The organism is Ruficoccus sp. ZRK36 (assembly GCF_019603315.1).
Taxonomy (GTDB): Bacteria; Verrucomicrobiota; Verrucomicrobiia; order Opitutales; family Cerasicoccaceae; genus Ruficoccus.
This window is the reverse complement of record NZ_CP080649.1, coordinates 2,971,742-2,991,561: the sequence shown is the minus strand read 5'-3', so window position 1 is coordinate 2,991,561 and position 19,820 is coordinate 2,971,742. Positions and strand designations below refer to the sequence as shown.

At 60.0% G+C, this 19,820-nt stretch carries 12 protein-coding genes and 1 tRNA gene; 5 read left to right on the top strand and 8 right to left on the bottom strand.

Annotation, left to right across the window (positions count from 1 at the left end; genetic code table 11):
• Positions 1 to 119: 119 nt before the first annotated feature.
• Together K0V07_RS13100 and K0V07_RS13095 are read right to left on the bottom strand one after the other, a co-directional pair.
• Entirely contained in the window at positions 120 to 3,236 is a 3,117-nt protein-coding gene (locus K0V07_RS13100) for a hypothetical protein (RefSeq protein WP_220621837.1), read from the bottom strand.
• A 302-nt stretch (positions 3,237 to 3,538) separates the two neighbouring features.
• Positions 3,539 to 5,614 (bottom strand): DUF4962 domain-containing protein, encoded by a 2,076-nt coding sequence (locus K0V07_RS13095; RefSeq protein ID WP_220621836.1) that lies wholly within the window; start codon positions 5,612 to 5,614, stop codon positions 3,539 to 3,541.
• Positions 5,615 to 6,024: 410 nt separating this feature from the next.
• Between K0V07_RS13095 and K0V07_RS13090 the strand changes: the two genes are divergently transcribed.
• Entirely contained in the window at positions 6,025 to 7,473 is a 1,449-nt protein-coding gene (locus K0V07_RS13090) for a sulfatase-like hydrolase/transferase (protein WP_220621835.1), read from the top strand.
• Between the two features lie 27 nt (positions 7,474 to 7,500).
• Here the strand turns inward: K0V07_RS13090 and K0V07_RS13085 are convergent, their stop codons facing one another.
• A complete protein-coding gene (locus K0V07_RS13085) occupies positions 7,501 to 8,604 on the bottom strand; it encodes a glycosyltransferase family 4 protein (RefSeq protein ID WP_220621834.1) in 1,104 nt (367 codons plus the stop codon).
• Between the two features lie 195 nt (positions 8,605 to 8,799).
• On the opposite strand from K0V07_RS13085, the gene K0V07_RS13080 reads away from it, so the two are divergent.
• Both K0V07_RS13080 and K0V07_RS13075 read left to right on the top strand, forming a co-directional pair.
• Positions 8,800 to 10,752: an ABC-F family ATP-binding cassette domain-containing protein gene (locus tag K0V07_RS13080; protein ID WP_220621833.1), complete on the top strand. Its 1,953-nt coding sequence runs from the start codon at positions 8,800 to 8,802 to the stop codon at positions 10,750 to 10,752.
• Positions 10,753 to 10,916: 164 nt separating this feature from the next.
• Positions 10,917 to 10,993, top strand: a tRNA-Pro gene (locus K0V07_RS13075).
• Between the two features lie 119 nt (positions 10,994 to 11,112).
• Here the strand turns inward: K0V07_RS13075 and K0V07_RS13070 are convergent.
• The 4 genes from K0V07_RS13070 to K0V07_RS13055 form a co-directional block, all read right to left on the bottom strand.
• Positions 11,113 to 11,598 (bottom strand): MgtC/SapB family protein, encoded by a 486-nt coding sequence (locus K0V07_RS13070; protein ID WP_220621832.1) that lies wholly within the window; start codon positions 11,596 to 11,598, stop codon positions 11,113 to 11,115.
• A gap of 258 nt (positions 11,599 to 11,856) precedes the next feature.
• Positions 11,857 to 14,022: an ABC transporter substrate-binding protein gene (locus tag K0V07_RS13065; RefSeq protein WP_220621831.1), complete on the bottom strand. Its 2,166-nt coding sequence runs from the start codon at positions 14,020 to 14,022 to the stop codon at positions 11,857 to 11,859.
• A gap of 181 nt (positions 14,023 to 14,203) precedes the next feature.
• A complete protein-coding gene (locus K0V07_RS13060; RefSeq protein WP_220621830.1) occupies positions 14,204 to 15,232 on the bottom strand; it encodes a LacI family DNA-binding transcriptional regulator in 1,029 nt (342 codons plus the stop codon).
• Positions 15,233 to 15,447: 215 nt separating this feature from the next.
• Complete coding sequence (locus tag K0V07_RS13055) at positions 15,448 to 17,922, bottom strand: glycoside hydrolase family 2 protein (RefSeq protein ID WP_220621829.1); 2,475 nt, start codon at positions 17,920 to 17,922, stop codon at positions 15,448 to 15,450.
• A gap of 84 nt (positions 17,923 to 18,006) precedes the next feature.
• Here K0V07_RS13055 and K0V07_RS13050 point away from each other — a divergent pair, with 84 nt between their 5' ends.
• The gene (locus tag K0V07_RS13050) at positions 18,007 to 18,810 is read left to right on the top strand and encodes an AraC family transcriptional regulator (protein ID WP_220621828.1); all 804 of its coding nucleotides are present in this window, start codon (positions 18,007 to 18,009) and stop codon (positions 18,808 to 18,810) included.
• A gap of 62 nt (positions 18,811 to 18,872) precedes the next feature.
• Here K0V07_RS13050 and K0V07_RS16560 read toward each other — a convergent pair whose 3' ends face one another.
• Positions 18,873 to 19,004, bottom strand: a complete 132-nt coding sequence (locus K0V07_RS16560) for a hypothetical protein (RefSeq protein ID WP_255567983.1) — start codon at positions 19,002 to 19,004, stop codon at positions 18,873 to 18,875.
• 145 nt (positions 19,005 to 19,149) lie between these two features.
• On the opposite strand from K0V07_RS16560, the gene K0V07_RS13045 reads away from it, so the two are divergent.
• Positions 19,150 to 19,539, top strand: coding sequence for a DCC1-like thiol-disulfide oxidoreductase family protein (locus K0V07_RS13045; protein ID WP_220621827.1), 390 nt, complete (start codon positions 19,150 to 19,152; stop codon positions 19,537 to 19,539).
• The last annotated feature ends 281 nt before the right edge of the window (positions 19,540 to 19,820 follow it).

Here is a 19,820-nt window from a genome sequence, read left to right as displayed (position 1 = left end):
AGTGTTATATTTTAAATAACACTGTGTCGGCGCGGCAGATATAAAAAGGCGCGCACGGACTGGCCATGCGCGCCTCGATAAAGCCTTAACTCAATGCTTATCGCACGATGTCGGGGCGATTACTGCAGCTCGAATTTCACCGCGTCGGCGAGCACGTAGCCGTCAGCGCCTGTGTTGAGGATTTGCACGAAGTCCGAGGCATCCATGACAAAGCTGTCGCCGATCTGTGTCCATGCGCCGCTCGAACTGCCCTCGGTCTGATCCACGATGAACTCGTCGTACTCGCCGCTGGTGTCGCTGATGGCACCGTTTTGATGGTAGATGCGGACCGTGGCGTTAGAGGCGCGGTTGCTGGCTGCTTTCCAGTACATGGAGACCGTGTAGACCCCGGCCACAGGCGTGCCAGCAGAGGCCGGATACCAGATGGCCCACCTTTCGGGGCTGCCGCCTGTATTCTGGTCGTGGCGGTAGTCGCCGTCGTAGCCGGTGCCGGAGTATTGGCTGACCATGAACCCGCCGCTGTCAGAGTAGCCGGCGCTCCCATCGTCGATGATGATCGCCGGGTTTGAGGTGCGCTCAAATTTCACGGCGTCGGCGAGTACGTAGCCGTCAGCGCCCGTGTTGAGGAGCTGTACGAAGTCCGTGGCATCCATGTCAAAGGTGCCGCTGATCTGTGTCCAGGCACCGTTAGCGTCGCCCTCCGTCTGGTCGAGCGTTAGCTCATCATAGGCGCCGCTCGCGTCGCTGAGGGATCCGCTTTTATGATAAACGCGGAGGGTGGCGTTTGAGGCTCGGTTACTGTAGGCCCGCCAGTACATCGATATCGTGTAGGTGCCATCCAGTGGGCTGCCCGCAGCCGTCGGGTCCCAGATCGACCACTTTTCAGGGCTGCCGCCTGTGTTCTGGTCGTGGCGGTAGTCGCCGTCGTAGCCGGTGCCGGAGTATTGGCTGATTAAGAGATTTCCGCTGTCCGAGTAGCCGGCATTACCGTCGTCGATAATCAGACTGGCCGGAGCGCCGGAGGGCAGGGCGATGCTATGAGTACCGGCAGTGACTTCGAACTTGAAAGTGCCATCCCCGAGGGCAAGCGCCTCAACCGGCTCACCATCGATCTGCACGCCGGTTGCACCGGGGAAGGAAACCGTCATCGTGCTATCTTCTTCCAGGATGAGGGTGCCTACGCCGTCCTTGAGGTAGACGATGGCCGGGTGATTAGAAGTGAAGCCGATGGGGCTGGAGGCGTTATCGCTCAGGCTCAGGCCGTCGGCGTAAAACCAATCGAGGACGCCGTTGCTCATCCGGTAGAGCGCATTGTCGGCCTCCAGGGTAACGCTGCCTACGCTGACACTCGACGCGGCCGAGGATGCCTCGACCGCATAGTCCAGCACCGTGGCACTGTGGCTGATCTGGGCGCCCGTGTAGCCGGTGCCGGTGAGGCGGGTTATGGTGGGCTTGGCGTGAGAGTCGTCCGAGGGATAGAGCACGGTGACGATATTTCCAGAGCCGTCGCTGGCCGAGGTGCTGTAGTTGGATTTGATGTACTGCCCTTCAAGAGAGAGCGCTGAGCTGTAGCTGGCAAAACCGCCCCCGTGGAACTCGACCGAATCCGGCGGTGTGGCGAGGAAGACCGTGAGCTTGGGGTTGTTGTCGCCGTCGATGCTCCACTGGTACTCCTGGGCAGAGGTGATCGTGCTGTAGGTGTCCGAGTAGGGGTGGAAGACGACGTTAGCGGCTCCACCGGGGGTATCGTTAACGACCTGGTCCCAGGTGACGAAGTAACCATCGATACCGTCCTGGGGATGGATGAAACCGAAGTTCCGCACATGCTCGCCGTTGTCAATGGCCGGGCCCGCTACGCCCTGGGCCAGATCGAAGCCCGGCGCGGTAAAGCCTGCACTCAGGCCAGACCCGAACTTGTGCACGTGGTTATTGACGATGGTGGGGGTGTAGTCATCGACGACCGTGTAGTCGAAGAGAACCGTATTGGCAGAGACGGCGCGGTGCTTCAGGTAGGTCCAGCTGTAGCCGAGGACGGGGTCGTCCCAGCCTGCGTAGCCGCTGTTCCCGAGCAGGTACGCACCATAGCCGACCAGCGATACGGAGTTGACCTCGAAGCGGCTGTGTCCACCGCTGCGGGTGCAGTTCCAGAGGACTCCGCCCAGAGCTTGATCCGTGTTGCTGCGATCTTTGAAAAAGGCCCCACCATCCATAAACAGGCGGCTGCGCGGATCACGTGCCGCAGGGCGCTGACTGTAGAGAGTGAGATAGGCGCTGAGCATCCCAGGCATATCTTCGTCTGGTTGCAGGTTGCGTGCGTATGAGGCCGCTGTCTCGGAGAGAGCCGTTGAGCGATTAAAGCCGGTCGCCCAACTGGTGTCGGTGCCGGCTGAGGTGCCATAGGATGAGTCACAGATGACCCAACGGTGGCCGGATGGGGCCTGCGCATAGCCGGCTACCCACTCAAAGGCGTTAATGACTTTTTCCTCCGTGTACCAGCTGTCCAGCCCCTGATACTCGAGGATGTCCATAAAGAAGTGCTTCTGCTCGCGCCCATAGCTGGTGAGGCGGGCGGCTGCGTAGCCCGGACCATCGATGAAGACACCGTCATCGGTCAGGTGGCCCTCCATGACCTCGCGATATCCGGCGATGGCGGCGTCGCGCTCGGTCGTGTTACCGGTGTAGATCGCCCAGATGCCCCGGCAGGCATAGCCGCTGAGTTTCCAGGCCGTATTTGGGCAGGCGTAGTAGGATTCCCCTACACTGTCGAGCAGGCCCTCGATGTAGCTGATCTGTGTGCTGGTGAGGTCATCGTAAATGATGTCCAAAGCCAGCACCGAGTTCATAAAAGCCGCGCCGACGGGGACCGTGTCGTCCCAGGTCGTTGTGTTGAGCTCTTCGCGCAGGTTGGCCGCCACCGACGTATCCCAATACTGCATGTGTTCGATGATTTTGGCGCGATAGGTGGCGCGGTTGGCCGGGTCGAGGATATAGGCCAGCGCGTTACAGCTCATGATTCTGGCCAGATACCCGGCTCGCGTACGGTAGTTGGCCGTCGTCGAGTAGGTCATGGCGTTGGCCTGATAGATGGCATCGCTCTTCATCGTCGCCCAGGGCTCGTAGTTCGCGAGGTCCTGGAGATTCGCGTACTCAGACTCGGTGACGACCATGAACGGGTGCTCAGCGCGCACCGAGGATATGGCCACGATAAACGCGGCCAGCAATAGGCATAATTTCATAAGCAACGATGGTTGGGGTTGGGGGCAAGGGGGTGCCTTGGGGGTTATGTTTTCTTTGATAAAGTAGTATCAATAATGGGCAGTAGGGGGCGAGTAATACGGTAGGGATGGCTTATGAAGTATAGAGCCTCTCGGGAGAGGCGACGGAGACCGGCTGCCGACGATAGATACCCAACTGCCGCCCGGACCAGTGGTCCAGAGCGTTCAGGCGGAGGGGTGAGGGTATTGTTTCCGGCGGCAGCAAGTGGTTCGCTGGCGGGATGGGGTGCTGAGGTGCAGCGCGCCGATCCCGTCGGTAGGGTTTATTTGAGGGGCACGGTTAACGCGTCTTCGGTCTTTCCATTAGCGTCCGCGCGCTGGGCGTGGACTGTGCCGTTACCGTAGGTGATGGTGTCGATCCAGCCGTTACCCTGGACGATGATCGTCTGGGTGCCATCCGTGGCCGTGGTGGTCTGGATGGACTGGACGGGGTTAAGCTCGCCCTTTGCGTTGGGGAGCAGGACGGTGACGAAATGCTCCTCGGTGCCCTCGACTTTATAGGCGAAGGTCTTGAGGCGGTCCTCCGGCACATCGTAGTGCGCGACAGTATGCTCGCGGTGGGTGAAGACAGCGTCGCGGGGGATCAGCGCCTGCACGACGAGTGAGCCATCCTCACCGTCAACCTGGATGCGGTCACCCTCGGCGGTGCCAGAAGCCAGCACCTGGGCAAGCCACTCGATGGTGACGGGCTCGTCGGCGATCACCTCGTCAAAGACCAGCAGGTAGTCCCCACGGCGGTGAAGCACGTTACGGTGGATGCGCTTCACGTCGTTGTAGGCCTCGTCCATATTAACGCTCATCCAGCACCACTCGTCCTGCGTGATAAAGGTGTCGGTCTTGGAGTAGGCCTCTTCATCGAAGCGCTGATTCTTGCCGTTGATCAGAAGCGTGGTCTCGCCCTCGGTGCTGGGGGAGAAGTAGGTCCAGCGGCGCTCGTTGTAGTCCCAGTAGCCGCCGGTGTTATCGGTCTTACCGTGGCCATAGCGCGGGGCGGTCAAGAGCCATTCGCCGCCATAGGCGAGAGCGATGGCACCGGCATCGAGGTGCCCGTGGTTGCGGCGGTTTTTACCTGCCTTGAAGCTGAAAACATAGTCGTCGGGGCCCCAGCCACTGCGCGAGGTAATGATGTCGAGATCGCTCAGGCGGTAGTCGAGGATCGTCGGCGGTTCGCTGGGGATGTCGGGGTTGTAGGCGACAGCGGAGAAGCCCACGCCCCACGCGGTAACCTCTGTATGGTCTCCGAGGAACTGGCCGTTGGGGTTGTCGTAGTGATCTGCCAGAAAGTACATCACCGCAGGGGGCTGAGGCCAGCTACCGACGGCGCCCCAGGGCAGCAGCCCCTGGAAGTCGGGCGTGCCGCTGTAGAGGCGGTAGTTGATGGCGTTACGCATGAAGTCGCTGTCGAACAGCTTGTCCACGTCGAGAATGTTCTTGGTGGCGCCGGTAAACTGCGTGATCGAGCGGAAACTGTAGTTCCAGTAGGATGCGCTCTCGGGGGTGCTGCCGTCGGAGTTGTTGTATTTGACCACACGCTCCATATCCAGCATGGTCCCGCCTGCCCAGGTGGGTGCTTGGGGGATCTCGTTCAGGAAGGCAACGCCACATATGCCCAGAGCTGCCACGCTGACGTGGTTGTGGTTATTGGAGAGGGAGACCGCCCAGAAGGCCTTACCGTACAGCCCTTCTTCGATGTCGGTGACGTGGTAGGTGATCGCCTTGCGGATGGTTTCTTTTTCTTCCTCGCTGAAGAGCTCGGGCACCCAGTCGTAGGCGATGGCGATGCCGCGGGCCAAATGGCTGGAGGCCAGGTGCATACCCTTCGAGCGCAGGCCCCAGTTCGGGTAGCTGCAGGCGGTCAGCACGTAGTCGCGGAGGCGCTCGGCGATTTTTTCATCGCCAGTCAGGTGGTAGGCCAGGGCGAGGACACTCATACGGTCGCCGATGGGGCGCTGCCAGAGCTCGGCCTGGGCGGACATGAGAGCGAGCTTTTTGCTCACGTAGGCCTCCGGTGGCTTGTACTCGGGGGCGGGCTTTTTAGCGGCAAGATCGCGGGCGAACTCGATCGTCATGTCAAAGAGCTCGCGCTGGCGGCCCTCGGACTCCTGATAGCGCTGGGGCAGCTCCTTCCACTCCTCGGGGGTGTAGAAAAGGCGGGGGCGCTCGTCTCCGGCCAACAGCTTCCACTCGTCGATATGCTCGTCCGCGTAGGCCTGGGCCTCAGCCTTGGTGATGGGGGGGAGATCGACTTCAGCAGCCTGGCTGCTGGTATAGGCGCACAGATTGGCCAATACGAAGATCAGGGACAGGGGGGAGGTAACTTTTAGTAAGCGATGCGTCATGGAAAGGTAATGGGTTGCGGACAAGAAACGTCCAGCTCCTTGCGCACGGATGCGAAGATGGGACAACTCGTACAAATAGGGCTATTTTAAATGATCGTGTCCGCATCCAGAGCGGGATCAAAGTCAGTTTTATTGAACCTGTTCAACGAATGTTTGGCAACACCTGTTAGATAAAACGGGTACAGTCACCAGAGCGTTGCAAGTGGACACGGACTGACGTGATACCATCCGGGAAATCTCTTGTGCCTTGGGGTTCGGACGTGAGCGATGGATCGCAGAATCCATCGTGATGAAAATTCGATGGACGCTCGCTTCGAGACTGGTCAAACGATTCGTAGTGGACTATGCCCTTGGGCAGGAGATCTTCATTTCCTGACACGCTCTGTATCCCGCCTGCGTGATTTTATCCGATGAAAAAACCGAATATTCTTTTTATCCTCGCTGATGACCTGGGCTCCTGGGCGCTGGGCTGCGCCGGTAATGCCGAGGTGCGCACGCCCAACATCGACCGCATTGCCGCCAAGGGGCTGCTGCTGAGCAGTGCCTACTGTGTATCGCCGGTATGCTCCCCGGCGCGCGCGTCGCTGATCACCGGCAAGATCCCCTCCCAGCACGGTGTGCACGACTGGATCCGGCGCGGTAACTCACCCGGCGAGGCGATGGATCGTGCCGTCATCGACTATCTGGCCGGACAGACCACCTATACAGAGATTTTGGCTGAGCAGGGCTATACCTGCGCATTGAGCGGTAAGTGGCATCTCGGCAACGCTCCTCAGCCGCAGAAAGGCCATACCTACTGGAAAACCCACGCTCGCGGCGGTGGCCCTTACTACAATGCACCGATGATTTGCGAGGGTAAGGAGTACGAGGAGCCCCGCTACGTGACGGACGTGATCACGGACAACGCTCTGGATTTCCTGAATGGCTACGAGGGCGAGGAACCCTTTTATCTGGGCGTGCACTATACCGCGCCGCATAGCCCCTGGGAGCGCGAGGAGCATCCGGCCGAATACTACGACCCGTACTACAACGACTGTCCCTTTGCGTCCGTGCCGGACCTTCCCATGCACCCCTGGCAGATCAATACCGCTCCGCACGGCTCCACTCCGGAGCTGCGACGGGAGCTGCTCAGTGGCTACTACGCATCCATCACGGCGATGGACGCCGGGATCGGCCAGCTGCTGGATACGTTGGAAGAAAAGGGAGTCCTGGAAGACACGTTGATAATCTTCACCGGCGATAACGGGATGAACATGGGCCATCACGGCATTTACGGTAAGGGCAACGGCACCTACCCGCAGAACATGTTCGATACCTCGGTAAAAGTGCCCTTCGTGCTGTCGCAGCCGGGGCGCGTGCCGGTCGGTGAAGTCTCCGATGTATTATTTAGCCACTACGATTTTCTCCCCAGCCTGCTGGAGTATGTCGGCTGTGGCGATGAGACCCCGAGCGGTCTGCCGGGGCGTTCACTCTCCGGTGTCTGGACAGGGCAGGGGGAGCCTGCGGAGGCGCCGCTGGTTGTCTTCGACGAGTATGGGCCGACCCGGATGATTCGCAGCCGTAAATACAAATACGTGCAGCGCACGACGGACCACCCGGACGAGTTTTACGATCTGTGCGCCGACCCGGATGAAGCCCGAAACCTGATCGACGAGCCGGAGTATGTGGAGCAGATCGACCGCATGCGGGACGAGCTCGACGGCTGGTTCGCACGCTACGTGGAAAAGGATCGCGACGGAGCCTACCTGCCGATCGTTGGCCGGGGGCAGCTCGATACCACCGACAAGTCCGACATCTTCTCCCGCGACTGGTACTACCTGAAGGACCGCCCCGAGGAAAACGGCGAGCCGAAGGTGTGATGCTAGCCAGTGGGATACTTGGTCTCGCTAAAGCTCTCGGTGTTTGAGGCTGTAGACAAAAGCCTCGAAGCGGTCCACAGCCCGCTCCCAGCTCAGGGACTGCACGCGCTCCCAGCCAGCAGCCGCGATAGCGCGGCGCTTGGCCTCGTCGGTGAGCAGGGTTGAGACCGCCTCGGCAAGTTCATCTCCGTTGGTCTGCTCGAGGATGAGTGCCTCTTGTCCATTGGCCAGTCCGGCGGGGAAGCCCGTGCGGGTGGCGACAAGCGCGGCCCCGCAGGTCATGGCCTCGGCGGCGACCAGTCCAAAGCTTTCATAGCGCGAGGGCATGAGCGCGATCGACCAGGTGCGGTAGCGTTCACGCAGCTCCTCGCGGGTGAGGTTGGCCAGGTGGGTCAGACGTTCGCGCACGCGGGGCGTGAAAGACTTCTCCGCGTCGAGGCGGCCGCGAGTTCCGACAATTTCAAAGCGCACCTCCGGGAAACGCTCGGCCAGAATCGGGAGAGCTTTTTCCAGAAGGTCATTGCCCTTGCGGTGCGACCAGGGGCCGCAGTAGCCGATGATGGGTGCGCGCTCTGCGGTGAAGGGCTGCCCCAGCAAATCCTCGGGCAGGGCAGGGGTGATCGCGCAGACCGTCTCTGCTGTTTGCCATCCTTTTTGCCGCACGTAGTCGGCATCGTATTGGGAAGCTGTGACAACCCCGTCCGCACAGCTGTAGGCCCAGTCGTAGTGCAGAAAACTGTCCACTTGTCGGCTCAGCCAGGTGCCCGGCTTTTTCCCATCACGAGCGAGTTGCTCGGTGGCATGGGGCTCCACAACGTTAGCGTGGGCGAGCATCAGCGGGCGGTTGCGCAGCAGTTGGCAGCGAGAAATCGTCTGCCAGGCCTCCCCGCCAAAGGCGTGGATCAGGTCGTATTTGCCCGAGCGAACGGCCTTCATGCAGGCCGCGGTGTAGCCGATCTGGAGCCGCAGCCGGGGGGCAAACGTCAGGCCTCGGAGGAGCTGGTAGTTCTCCGGGGAGCATACATCGACCTCGTGTCCACGCTGGCGTAGCCGCTCCACGAACCCCGTAATCACACATCCGTGCGCCTGTGTGGGGGCAAGAGGCACATTGCTGATGGTGAAAATCTTCATGGCGGGCAGGGACTGTGAAAAACTGCTCCTGTCGTGCCGCACCGTCAAGCAAGCACACGCAGGGTGGGCGCCTCCGCTGGGACTGATTGGGAGTTTATAATCAATGTCGATTGTGGTCAGGTGCCCGATTCAGGGCTTTCTCCTGAAAGTTTAGGCTTCACGCCGGGGCGGATTCGTCATGGAGTGTGCGGCTGCATGCTTCAGGTTTCACAGCTCAGCAAGGCCTATGGGGGCCAGGTCCTATTTGAGGACGTGACGTTTCGCATCAACCGCGAGAATCGCGTGGCGCTGGTCGGCCCCAATGGCGCGGGTAAGACCACTCTGTTTTCCATCATTCTGGGCACCGGTGAGCCGGACGGTGGGCTGGTCGATATCGAGCGGGGTGCCCGCATCGGCTACCTGCCACAGGAAACCGCGCCCGAGGGTGACCAGACGGTGATCGAGATTGCCGCCGGGATCACCCCCGAGCACGCGCGAGTGCGCAAGATTATCGGTGACTGTGAGCGGGCAGGGGATGTGACCTCGGATAAATACGCCGAGGCCGTGGCCCGCTATACGGAGCTGGGTGGGTATCAGACCGAGCCCAAAGCGAAGCGCATCCTCGCGGGTCTGTCGTTCCGGGACAGTGACTATGACCGCCCGGCTCGTGTGCTCAGTGGCGGCTGGGTCATGCGCGCACACTTGGCGCGGCTGCTGACCTCCGAGCCGGACCTGCTCATGCTGGACGAGCCGACGAACCACCTCGACCTGGAGTCGCTCGGCTGGTTTCAGAACTATTTAAAAAGCTATCCGGGGGGTATCTTTCTCATCTCGCACGACCGGGCCTTTCTCAATGCACTGGTGGACCACGTGCTGGAGATCCGCCACCACCGGGTCCACAGCTACCGGGGGAATTACGACGACTACGTCGAGGAGGCCGCCGCACGCGACGCGCAGCACATGGCCGCCTATAAGAACCAGCAGGGCAAGATTGCTCAGCTGGAGCGCTTTATCGAGCGTTTCGGGGCCAAGAACACCAAGGCTACCCAGGCCAAGTCCAAGCAGAAGCAGATCGACCGCATGGACAAGATCGATGCTCCGCTGGAGAGCGCCAAGACGCTGAAGGTGAAGTTTCCAGAGCCCCCGCCCAGTGGCCAGACAGTGATCACGCTGGAGGATATTCACTTCGCCTACGGGGAGCACCGGGTGTACAAGGGGATCGACTTCCAGGCGCAGCGCGGGGAGCGAATCGTACTGGTCGGCCCCAATGGCGCAGGCAAGTCCACGCTGCTGAAGCTCTTAGCCGGTGTGCTTACGCCCCAGCAGGGCGAGTTCACCCTCGGGCATAACGCCAAGCCGGGCTACTTCTCGCAGAGCCGCCTCGATGTGCTCAATGCCGAGAACACGGTGCTGGAGGAGGTCCAGAGCATCAACCGCGCGATCAACGAGACCGAAGCCCGCACCGTGCTCGGGTCGTTCCTGTTTCGGGGGGATGCGGTCTTTAAAAAGGTGGCCGTGCTCTCTGGGGGAGAAAAGTCCCGCCTGGCCCTGATCAAGCTCCTGCTCGATCCGCCGAACTTCCTGCTCATGGATGAGCCGACGACGCACCTCGATATCGCCAGTATCGATGCGCTCATCGCCGCCTTGGAAAACTATACCGGGACGCTGGTGTTCATCAGCCACGACGTGTATTTTATCCGCAAGATCGCCCGCAGCGTCCTGCATATCAGTGCCGGGGACCTGACCGCATATGCCGGCGACTACGATTACTATTTGTTCAAGTCCCAGTCTGCGGACGAGCGCGCAGCCCTCACCGCCGGGGAGAAGCTGACCAACCAGCGCCCGGACGAAGTGGCCCATGCGGGTTCCGGTAACGGCCCATCCGAGGCCAGCGCCGCAGGCTTTAAGTCCAAGGAGCAGAAACGCGCTGAGGCCGCTGCCCGCCAGGAACGGGCTAAAATTCGTGCCGAGGTGGATCTGCTGGAGGAGCAGATCTGCAAACTCGAGGACAAGCAGCGCGAGCTGAGCGCACAGATGGAGGATCCCGATCTTTACGGCGGCGACAGCGGTAAGGTCATGCAGATCAACCGCGACCTGATGGCTGTCAACGACGAGCTGGAGCGCCTCAACGAGGCCTGGATGGCAGCCGCCGATAAGCTTGAGGAGTGATGCTCCGCCCGTATGCGCTGATGCTTGATTGAGACCAAACCTGCCGGAGAAGGGGCGGCACCCATTGACGCCTGCCCACGGTTAAAACTTTTAAATAAATCGGCGAAAAAAACTTGCCTGATTCACAGAGTCTGCCATTTTCGCCTCTTTCCCGATTATTTGGACGGGCTGTAGCGCAGTCTGGTAGCGCGCTTCGTTCGGGACGAAGAGGCCGGAGGTTCGAATCCTCTCAGCCCGACCACTTTTCTGCCCAATATGTGTTTATTGGGCTATTCTTGATGCTGAGATAGTATGGAACAGCGTCTGGCTAACCCGCTTCAGAGTATATAGCTGAGTGGGTTTTGGAGAGAAGGCTACTCGTTAATTTATCTCTTTTTCGAGTCGTCCTAATCCAAGATTGATTACGAGGATTAATACACATTCGAACGCCGCGAGGAAAAAGAGGTCAAGGGCTACACTGATGCCGATTGCGGCTGCAAACAACAGACTGGCCGCGGTTGTCAAATACCGGATACGCATAGAGTCCTCGACCTTAAGAATCGTGCCTGCGCCAATAAAACTGACGCCAACCACAATGGCTTCAAAAATACGCAGAGGATCGGTTCGAATCTGCTCAGGGTTTGGTAGATGACTGTATTGCTCCAACAGGACACGTCCGAGCATTACCATGAGTGCGCACGATGCGCCTATAATCATGTGTGTGCGAAACCCCGCTGGCTTGCGTCGAAACTCGCGCTCAAGCCCCGGTAGTCCCGCAAGAATCGCGGCTACGGCAACTCGCCACATCATTGACCATTCGTAGCTGGGTAAGTCGAGAACGGAGATCGGGAGCCGTAAATCAAGCATGATAGATTCTTCCGTGGGCCGTTAGCGTGTGTGCTCGGCCTTAGGAGATATACAGCAGTACTTTAACCGACAGTATGTCTTCCTGCAAGTTGCGGAGCGGATTCTCCAGAGAAGGCTTCTGCATGATAGTATTATGTCCTCACGTTAACGAATCAATGGATTGGACCAGCATGTGCGAGGGGGCTTGGTACAATTACCTCTTGTGTCCAACTACCGCGAAATATCGTTCGCATTTAGACTCAGTCGTTTGTCCATCTATCAATGCGGATCCATCCCCGGGACGGGCCCCATCGACAGCTTGCTCCTGACCAGGTGGGCGAGCGTCCGGCGAGTCATGAGTGAGCGCCGGGGCGTCAGGATGAGACGTGGGCAGCCGGCCTGATCAAGCCTTTCGGTCATATCGGGCGTCGCGTAGGCGGGGTCGAGCAGCACGAGCGTATACTCGCTGATGTGGCTTGCGTCAAAAAGGCTTGGCCGTGCCCCCAGACAGGCGAGGTTCACCATGGCAGCTGCCATCCGTTCTTTACTTTTTAATCGCACAGCGATGGGCAGGCCATCGAGGCAGGTGCTCAATTCAAGGGCCTTTTCGTTGGGGGCGGGGTCGATAATGGGCAGACGCACCAGAAACAGTGCGCCCTCGCCATGAGCTTTGTCACCGACGGCTGCTGTGCCTCCCATGGCCTCTGCGACTCGCCTGACGATGCTCAGGCCCAGCCCTGTGCCTTCTGTTTCGTGTGCGTCCTTGGAGCGCACAAAGGGATCGAAGAGCTGCTCGCGTATCTCCTCCGGGATACCCGGACCGCTATCTTCAATGCTCAGGCACAGCCAGCCCTCGCTGTCCTTGCTGGCGCTGATGCGTACAAAGCCATGATGGGTGAACTTTACGGCGTTCCCGCCCAGATTGAAAAGGATCTGGCGCAGGCGCTCGGGGTCTCCCCGCAGGGAAGCGCACTCGGCGGACTCCAGGCGCACGGTCAGCTCCAGACTCTTACGCTGAGCTGGGACGCGCAGGAGATTTGCCACCTCGTCCAGAACATCGTCGAGGATGAACGGATCGTCCCGCAGGCCGATGCGCCCCGATTCGATGCGGTTGAGGTCGAGGAGCTCGTCGACCATACGGAGTAGGGACTCCCCGGCCTTGTGGATGCTTTCCAGGTGTTCGCGCTCTTCGTCCTCACGCTCATCATGGAGCATGATTTCGGACAAGCCGATGATCGCGTTCAGCGGCGTGCGCAGGTCATGGGTGACGCTCGCCAGAAACTGTGCCTTGATCTGGTTGGCCCGCTCAGCGGCCAGTTTGGCAACCTTGAGCTTTTCCTCTGTACGGCGTCGATGCTCGATCTCTCGGCGCAGGCGCCCGTTCAGACGCCACACGGGCAGCAGGATGCCAAATGCAACGAGCGCGACGGCCAGGGTGATCCCGCTGGTCCACAGCGCCCATGTGTAGTTCGGGGGCGGGTTCGGATCGTAAAGGAAAGGATCGAGCTTGGGGATGGTCTTCAGCATCCCGAGCTCCTGGTAGGTCTCGGCGATGTGCTGCCAGCGGCCCTTGTACATGTAGCCCACCGGTATGATCTCCGGGTGCATGAGCTGGCTCATTTTGTCGGCCTCAAAGAGCAGCGCATCCCGGCTTTTCTGGGTGGGGTACTTCTCCAGGATCAGATCAACGATCTCCTCGGGGTGCTGCATGGCGTACTGCCAGCCCTCGATCGTCGCCTCATAAAAGGCACGCACCCGGTCTGGATGTTTCTCTATCTCCGACTGAGTGGTGAAAAACAAATCCCCATAAAAATCAACGCCACCTGAGCGGGGAGAAAAGGCCGAGTAGGGTACGGCTTGTTCGTTTAGCGCGAACTCTTCGTCGGTGGCGTAGGCGGACATGGCATCCACTGAGCCATCCATCAAGCCGTCAGCATTAAACGAATGGGGCAGGATGGTCAGGCTGCTGAGGGGGATTCTCTCCCGCGTGAGGTAGGCGTATAGCTCGGCGGCCTGCGTCTCCATCATGATTCGCTTACCGGTCAGTTGGCCAATATCGGAAATGCCCGAGTCAAAGGTCGCCAGAAATACGTAGGGGGAGTGCTGGAAGATGACTCCGAGCGCCACCAGTGGCTCTCCACCAGCGTAGTCGAGCAGGATTTCCGGCGTGCCCACCCCGTACTGCGCGCCGCCTGCCAGTACGACTTCCGCGGGGTCCAGCTCTGGACGCCCCTCCAACAGCTCAACCTCCAGCCCGTGCTCGGCGTAAAAACCTTTTTCCAGGGCTGCGTAATAACCGGCGAACTGAAACTGATGCAGCCACTTCAACTGCACGCGTATCGGCTCCAAGGCAGCCTGTCCGTCTCTTTTGGCGTAAAGCTGAGAAGAGGCTGCCAGGAGAATGCACACCAACAGCATTCTCCCGATCCGTAGGAGGCGAAACATAGTAGATGCTTAAGTAGGATGAATTAGCAGAGGTTGCCAACAACGATTTTTGTTTGTTGCACTTTGGCGGCGTCAGAGGGATGGGCGATGCTTGTGCATCTAGCATGAATGCTGCCACACGATGCCAGTATACAAAAGATTACCCTTTGCGATGGCCGGTTATTATAGCGTCATGAGCGGTCTATTGGGGCGAACGTAGGGTGGTTCCTTCAACCCATGTGCCGTCTACCAGTTGAGAGAGCGGAATCGTGGGTACGCCACACTCGCGGCGGTGAATCAGGTCCACCAGAAACTCAAGCGCACGCGCCCCGATCAGCTCAGGATTCTCCCAGATGCCAGAGTAGAACTCGCCTCCATCGGGGACGGACAGGAGGGCCACGCCGGTCGTTTCGGGAATGCGCTCCCCGGCCTCGGTCAACCATGCATGCACGTGGCGGTTGATGCTGATCACGACATCGGGCCGGTGCTGCTTAAACCAGCGCGTGAAGGCAGGCTGCTCCAAAGTCTCCGGCATGTGTACAGGTACGTGGTCACAGCTCGGCAGGTGACGCTGGAAGCTCATATAGGCGCCGGACCAGTTGTAGTCGGCGCGGCGGTCGCTGTCTTCCCCCAGAGCGAGTCCCAGCCGTTTGTATCCGCGTCCGATGAGGTTCGCCAACAGCTTTTTCATGGAGCGGAACTGATGGAGGGTGGCGAGGTGCAGGGCGGGCCGGGAGAGGGTGTAGCCAAATGTGACCGCCGAGAAATGGGTAAAGTCAAAGTCGATATGCATGTCCGGCGCGGGCTGTGGGGCGATCAGCATGCCGGGGATATTTCTGGCCTGTAGCAACTCGGCCAGCCGACGGGGGGTCATGCCCTCGCTCAGGAGGTAATGCTCCTCCAGATTGTAGCCCAGCTCTTGCGCCCGCTTAAGAGCGCCGGAATGGTACAGGCGAAAGGTCGACGATTGCTTCCAGCGCGGGTCCTCCCCCTCATTGGCAAGCCAGGCCAGAGTCGCCTGATACCCTGCCGGGACGACCTGCTTGCGGTAGGCGGACAGGGCCGAGAGCACAGGGTCGGGGCGATAGCCGAGGCGCTCCGCGGTATCGAGCACGAGCTGCCGGGTTTCGGCGGAGATTTTGGGGTGTCCCGCCAGTGCCATGGATACGGTTGCCTGGGTCAGGCCGGTGGCCTCGGCGATCGTTTTCTGGGTGGGACGCTGGGGAGCCATGGCGGGGAAAGAGCCGTATTCGGGGCGGGATACGCGGGCACGCGAGAGAGCCTCTACGATTGGCCTTTCATCGTGCCGGGACAAGCTTTTCCGAGCTGCGATCGTTGCTATTCAGACAATACATATGGAGCCCTCAGGTTTTATAAGGGCGGAGATTTGAGAGTAGGCGCGTCTTGTCCAGGCCACGGTTTTATCCGTGGCCTGGACGCAAAGACTCAGCGGTAGCTGTCCACCAGCGTGTAGAGGTCGAGCTTGCGCTCAGCCTCCTGCGCCTTGGTTGGCTTCTCAAAGCGCACGCGTACGGTGCGGGGCTGGCCCGGATATAACTCAAAGTAGTTGTCCGAACAGACATGCGGCATCTCCGGGAAGTCCACCTGTACGTAAGCCTGAAAGACCTTTGAGGTGAGGGTGACGTCCACCTCGCTCGGGCCGGCGGCAGCACAGGTCGAGTTGATCGGAGCGCTGGGCAGGTCCAGGAAGCGCGGGGCCTCGAAGTAAGCGGTACGCCGGGAGGACTCTCCCTCTTCGGGTACGAGCTCGGCGCGCAGATAGACCTGTTCACGGCTGTACTTTTTTAGCTCGCGGGAGAAGTCCAGCTTACGCTGCAGGACGGACTCTCCGTAGCGCAGTACGACCTTTTGCGAGCCCTTTTTGATGACTTCACCGCTCATGGTCTCCAGCGCCCAGCTGAGGGTGGCCTTGATCTGCGGCTTGATGCCGTCGTAGACCGTGTGCAGCTCGGCTTCGCAGTTGGTGTTGATGCGGGTGTTGTTGGCCTTCAGCTCGGGCTCGCCGGGTACGCGCACGCTCAGCAGGGCAGGGGCGAAGATGCGCCGGCACTCGTAGTGCAGGGCCTTCCAGCGCCCGGTGTACTCGATACTGCTCCAGGAGGCGACCGGCCAGCAGTCGTTGAGCTGCCAGTACAGCGCCCCCATCGTGCGCGGCATGCAGCGGCGGAAGTGCTCGATGCCGACCTTCATGCAATGAGCCTGATTGAGCTGGGAAAGGTAGCTGAGCCCACGGTAGCCCAGCGGGAAACGGAACAGGCGCGACACGTAGTCGAGGATGATGAGGTTACCGGCTCCGTTTTTCTGGTGGGCCTCCATCGTGGGGCTGAAAACATTCATCTCCTCGGGCGGGCAAAAGGTCCGCGCTACCTCGGGAGAGGAGTAGGACTGCATACCGAACTCCGAGCAGAAGCGGAAGAACTTCTCCTCGTAGCGGCTGACGGGCATGCGGGCGTGCCAGACATCCCAGAAGTGCGCATCGCCGCAGTCCTCGGTGTTGTAGCCGTTTCTGTAGCCGGTGGGATTATGCGGGGATGAGGGCCAATACGTCGTCACCCCGTCGTGCTCGGTCACGGCCTTGGGGAGGACATCATAAAAGACTGCCTCGTAGGCCTGGGTGCGTTTCTTGTTCTTGAGGATTTCCTCCGGCATCTGCTCGATCTCGTTGTTCCCGCACCACAGAGCGAGGCAGGCTCGGTGAGCGATCCGTTTGACCTGACAGGCGGCCTCCTCGCTGACGCTTTTTAGGAACTTGCGGTCGCCGGGATACTGCTTGCAGGCAAACATGAAGTCCTGCCACACAAGCAGGCCCAGCTCGTCGCAGAGGTCGTAAAAGTCTTCGGACTCGTAGATGCCACCGCCCCAGACGCGGATCATATTCATGTGGGCCTCGGCGGCGGAGCCAAGCAGCCCGGCCAGACGCTTGCGGTCGGTTTCGTTGACAAACGCATCCGCCGGAATCCAGTTGGCGCCCTTGGCGAAGATCGCGCGGCCATTGACGACAAACTGGAAGCTCTCGCCGAACTCGTCGGGGTGGCGGTCCAGTACGATCGTGCGCAGACCGATCTGTTTTTCCCAGGCGTCGAGTACATTTCCCTGAGCGTCCAGCCACTCCAGCCGTACGGTGTACAGGGGCTGCTCACCGTGGCCGTTGGGCCACCACAGCTCGGGCTTTTCGATGAGCACGCTGTCGCCCTCGAACTCGGCCACGGTCTCGCCACGCAGGCTGACCGTCCCCCGGAGGGAGCCCGCGCGTTTGCGGGCCAGGTGTGGGGTGAAGTCCAGGCGCACGCCGTCCTCGTCATGGGTCTGGCGGATCTGCACGGAAGTGAGGCGGTTACCGGACCATCCTTGCAGGTAAATAGGCTGCCAGATCCCGCTGGTGGCGAAGCGCGGGCCCCAGTCCCAACCAAAGGAGCAACCCTCCTTGCGCAGGAGCGAGCTGCCCCCGACCGGATCGCACCACTCGACCAGTTCGTCCTTACCGCGTCGGGCGTCGATAGCCTTCATCGGAGCGGTAAAGCGGATCTCCAGCTTGTTCTTGCCGGGCTTGAGCAGCTTTTTCACCGACAGCCGGTGCTCGATGAACATATTATCCGTTTCGGCGATGACGGTGCCGTTCAGGCTGACGGTGGCCACCGTGTCCAGCCCGAGTGCTACCAGCTCCACCTGCTCGTGCTCCAACAGCTCAGCCTGGGGCTCGAACTCCATCCGGTAGCTCCAGTCGAGATTTTCCAGATACTGCAGGTCCGCCTCATTGCGCCCCCAGAAGGGCTCCGGGATTAGCTTGTGCGTAAGCAGGTCCGTGTGGATACAGCCGGGTACCTGCGCGGTGAGCCAGCTGCGGGATTTTGTGTCGAGGAACGTCCAGTTCGATTCAAGGGATTGTCTTATCTGGGGCATAGTCTTTCAAATATCTATAGTTCGGAGCCAGTTTTTAGCGGTGTTGACGTGGGGTCGATTTCATACACTATCAAAATCCTCTAAATGCTTGCCGATTCCTCCAGCCACTTTCCGCGAGCCATCACCTACGCGGGCATGTATTACCATAGCCTCAGTGGTGATCCACTCTACCGCACGATCCCACCGGGTGAGGAGTGCGTAGAGGTCATGGTTGGCGGGCGGGGATGGCTGCGCCATGAGGGGGAGTTGGTCGAGGTCACTGCTGGTCATTTGATTTGGCATATCCCCGGTGATCAGACCGTCTGCAGGAGCGATCCCGGTGACCCCTACCGGTGTATGTGCCTGCGCTTCGAGTCAGCAAGCAGACACCCGCGCCGCTATCATCCGCATCTCTCGCAGTGGGAGAACGACGCATCGGCACGACAGTTCTGCGAACAGGTCATCGCCTGGTATGTGGACGAGTCGATTGATCGGCAGGGCCTGCTGCACTCCGTCTACGGTACGCTGCTCATGCAGATCCGGCAGCGCGTGGGTATCGCCCGCCGCCAGAAGCTGCCGATGGCGACTCAGCGGGTCCTGATGGAGCTGGAGACCAACTACGCCCGTCCGTATACGCTGGCGGAGGTGGCCCAGCGGGTAGGGTGGTCGGTCTCGCACCTGCATGCCGAGTTCAAGCGCCAGATCGGCACAACTCCGTACGAGATCGTCCAGCGTCGCCGCCTGCGAGCCGCGATGGAGATGCTCGCCGGCTCCGATATGCAGATGAAGGAGATCGCTGCGGCATGTGGGTACAGTAGCGCAGCGGCCTTTGGGCATACCTTCAGACAACGTACAGGTGAGACGCCGCGTGCCTGGCGGCGGCGTAAGCTGGGACTGGACGACGTGTGAACGCTCTGCCCGGCAGGCCTGACGCCGAAGCTGCTACCCACGCTCGTGCGCAGAGCAGGATCCTAGAATCCGTGTCGCTTCTTGGGCTTGCAGAGCTTACCCTCCTTGTCCGCCTTCGCACCGCATTTTTTGCAGATATACTTGGCGTCCGGGGGAGAGGTGTAGTCTTTTTTGTCGCAGGCCTTCTTACTCATGGGAAAGGCCTAAACATAAACCGTTTACTCAGCAGTCAACGCCCAGCGCCATTTTTGTGGGTGGCTCTGGAAGTTTTATGACCGTGGATCGGGCGCGCGGCTTTGCGTTCACGGTATTTTACGTCGATAATAGAAACATCCAGCCATGAAGATGTCCTCAACGCCCGTCGTCCGTGATCCGCCCGGTCAGCCCTTGCTGATCTGGGACGGGGAGTGCGGCTTCTGCGCACGGTGGGTCGGCAGGCTCCAGCGCCTTACGGGCAAGCGGATGATCTACATTCCCTATCAAGACCTGCGTGGGCGCTTTGCAGAGGTGGGAGAGGGGGCTTTTTCTGAAGCCGTCCACCTGATCGAGCCCGACGGAAGCGTCTACCGGGGGGCGGGTGCGGCTTTTCTGGCCCTGTCAAAGGCCGGTGGCGTCTGGGCGCTGGGGTGGCGTTGCTATCGGGTGTGCGGTATCTTTCGGCGTATAAGCGAGGTCATCTACCGTTGGGTGGCTCGCAACCGCCACTGGCTCTCCCGCTATACACCTTAGTTGATCGTATTTAAATCATTATAATATATACACTTGAGTGATTTTTGTCTGGGTTAAGATGCGATCCGGTGGAGAACACGCTGTTTGACTGATTAAGGGCGTGAATCCACCAGAAACATGGTGAAACAATCTCCCTTTTGCTATTGTCATAGTGCTGCTCTTGCTCAATGAATACCGCAACTATCCAGCCCCGGACGGTTTGCGTCTCGCCGATGCCCGTCATGTGCGCGTTGCCCCCTCAGCCTCGGTCACATGAGACCGCAGAGGAGGCAGTGCATTAA

Excerpts from the sequence above, each read along its gene's own strand:
- K0V07_RS13100 (WP_220621837.1), bottom strand. The coding sequence starts at position 3,236 with ATGAAATTATGCCTATTGCTGGCCGCGTTTATCGTGGCCATATCCTCG.
- K0V07_RS13095 (WP_220621836.1), bottom strand. The coding sequence starts at position 5,614 with ATGACGCATCGCTTACTAAAAGTTACCTCCCCCCTGTCCCTGATCTTC.
- K0V07_RS13090 (WP_220621835.1), top strand. The coding sequence starts at position 6,025 with ATGAAAAAACCGAATATTCTTTTTATCCTCGCTGATGACCTGGGCTCC.
- K0V07_RS13085 (WP_220621834.1), bottom strand. The coding sequence starts at position 8,604 with ATGAAGATTTTCACCATCAGCAATGTGCCTCTTGCCCCCACACAGGCG.
- K0V07_RS13080 (WP_220621833.1), top strand. The coding sequence starts at position 8,800 with ATGCTTCAGGTTTCACAGCTCAGCAAGGCCTATGGGGGCCAGGTCCTA.
- K0V07_RS13070 (WP_220621832.1), bottom strand. The coding sequence starts at position 11,598 with ATGCTTGATTTACGGCTCCCGATCTCCGTTCTCGACTTACCCAGCTAC.
- K0V07_RS13065 (WP_220621831.1), bottom strand. The coding sequence starts at position 14,022 with ATGTTTCGCCTCCTACGGATCGGGAGAATGCTGTTGGTGTGCATTCTC.
- K0V07_RS13060 (WP_220621830.1), bottom strand. The coding sequence starts at position 15,232 with ATGGCTCCCCAGCGTCCCACCCAGAAAACGATCGCCGAGGCCACCGGC.
- K0V07_RS13055 (WP_220621829.1), bottom strand. The coding sequence starts at position 17,922 with ATGCCCCAGATAAGACAATCCCTTGAATCGAACTGGACGTTCCTCGAC.
- K0V07_RS13050 (WP_220621828.1), top strand. The coding sequence starts at position 18,007 with ATGCTTGCCGATTCCTCCAGCCACTTTCCGCGAGCCATCACCTACGCG.
- K0V07_RS16560 (WP_255567983.1), bottom strand. The coding sequence starts at position 19,004 with ATGAGTAAGAAGGCCTGCGACAAAAAAGACTACACCTCTCCCCCGGAC.
- K0V07_RS13045 (WP_220621827.1), top strand. The coding sequence starts at position 19,150 with ATGAAGATGTCCTCAACGCCCGTCGTCCGTGATCCGCCCGGTCAGCCC.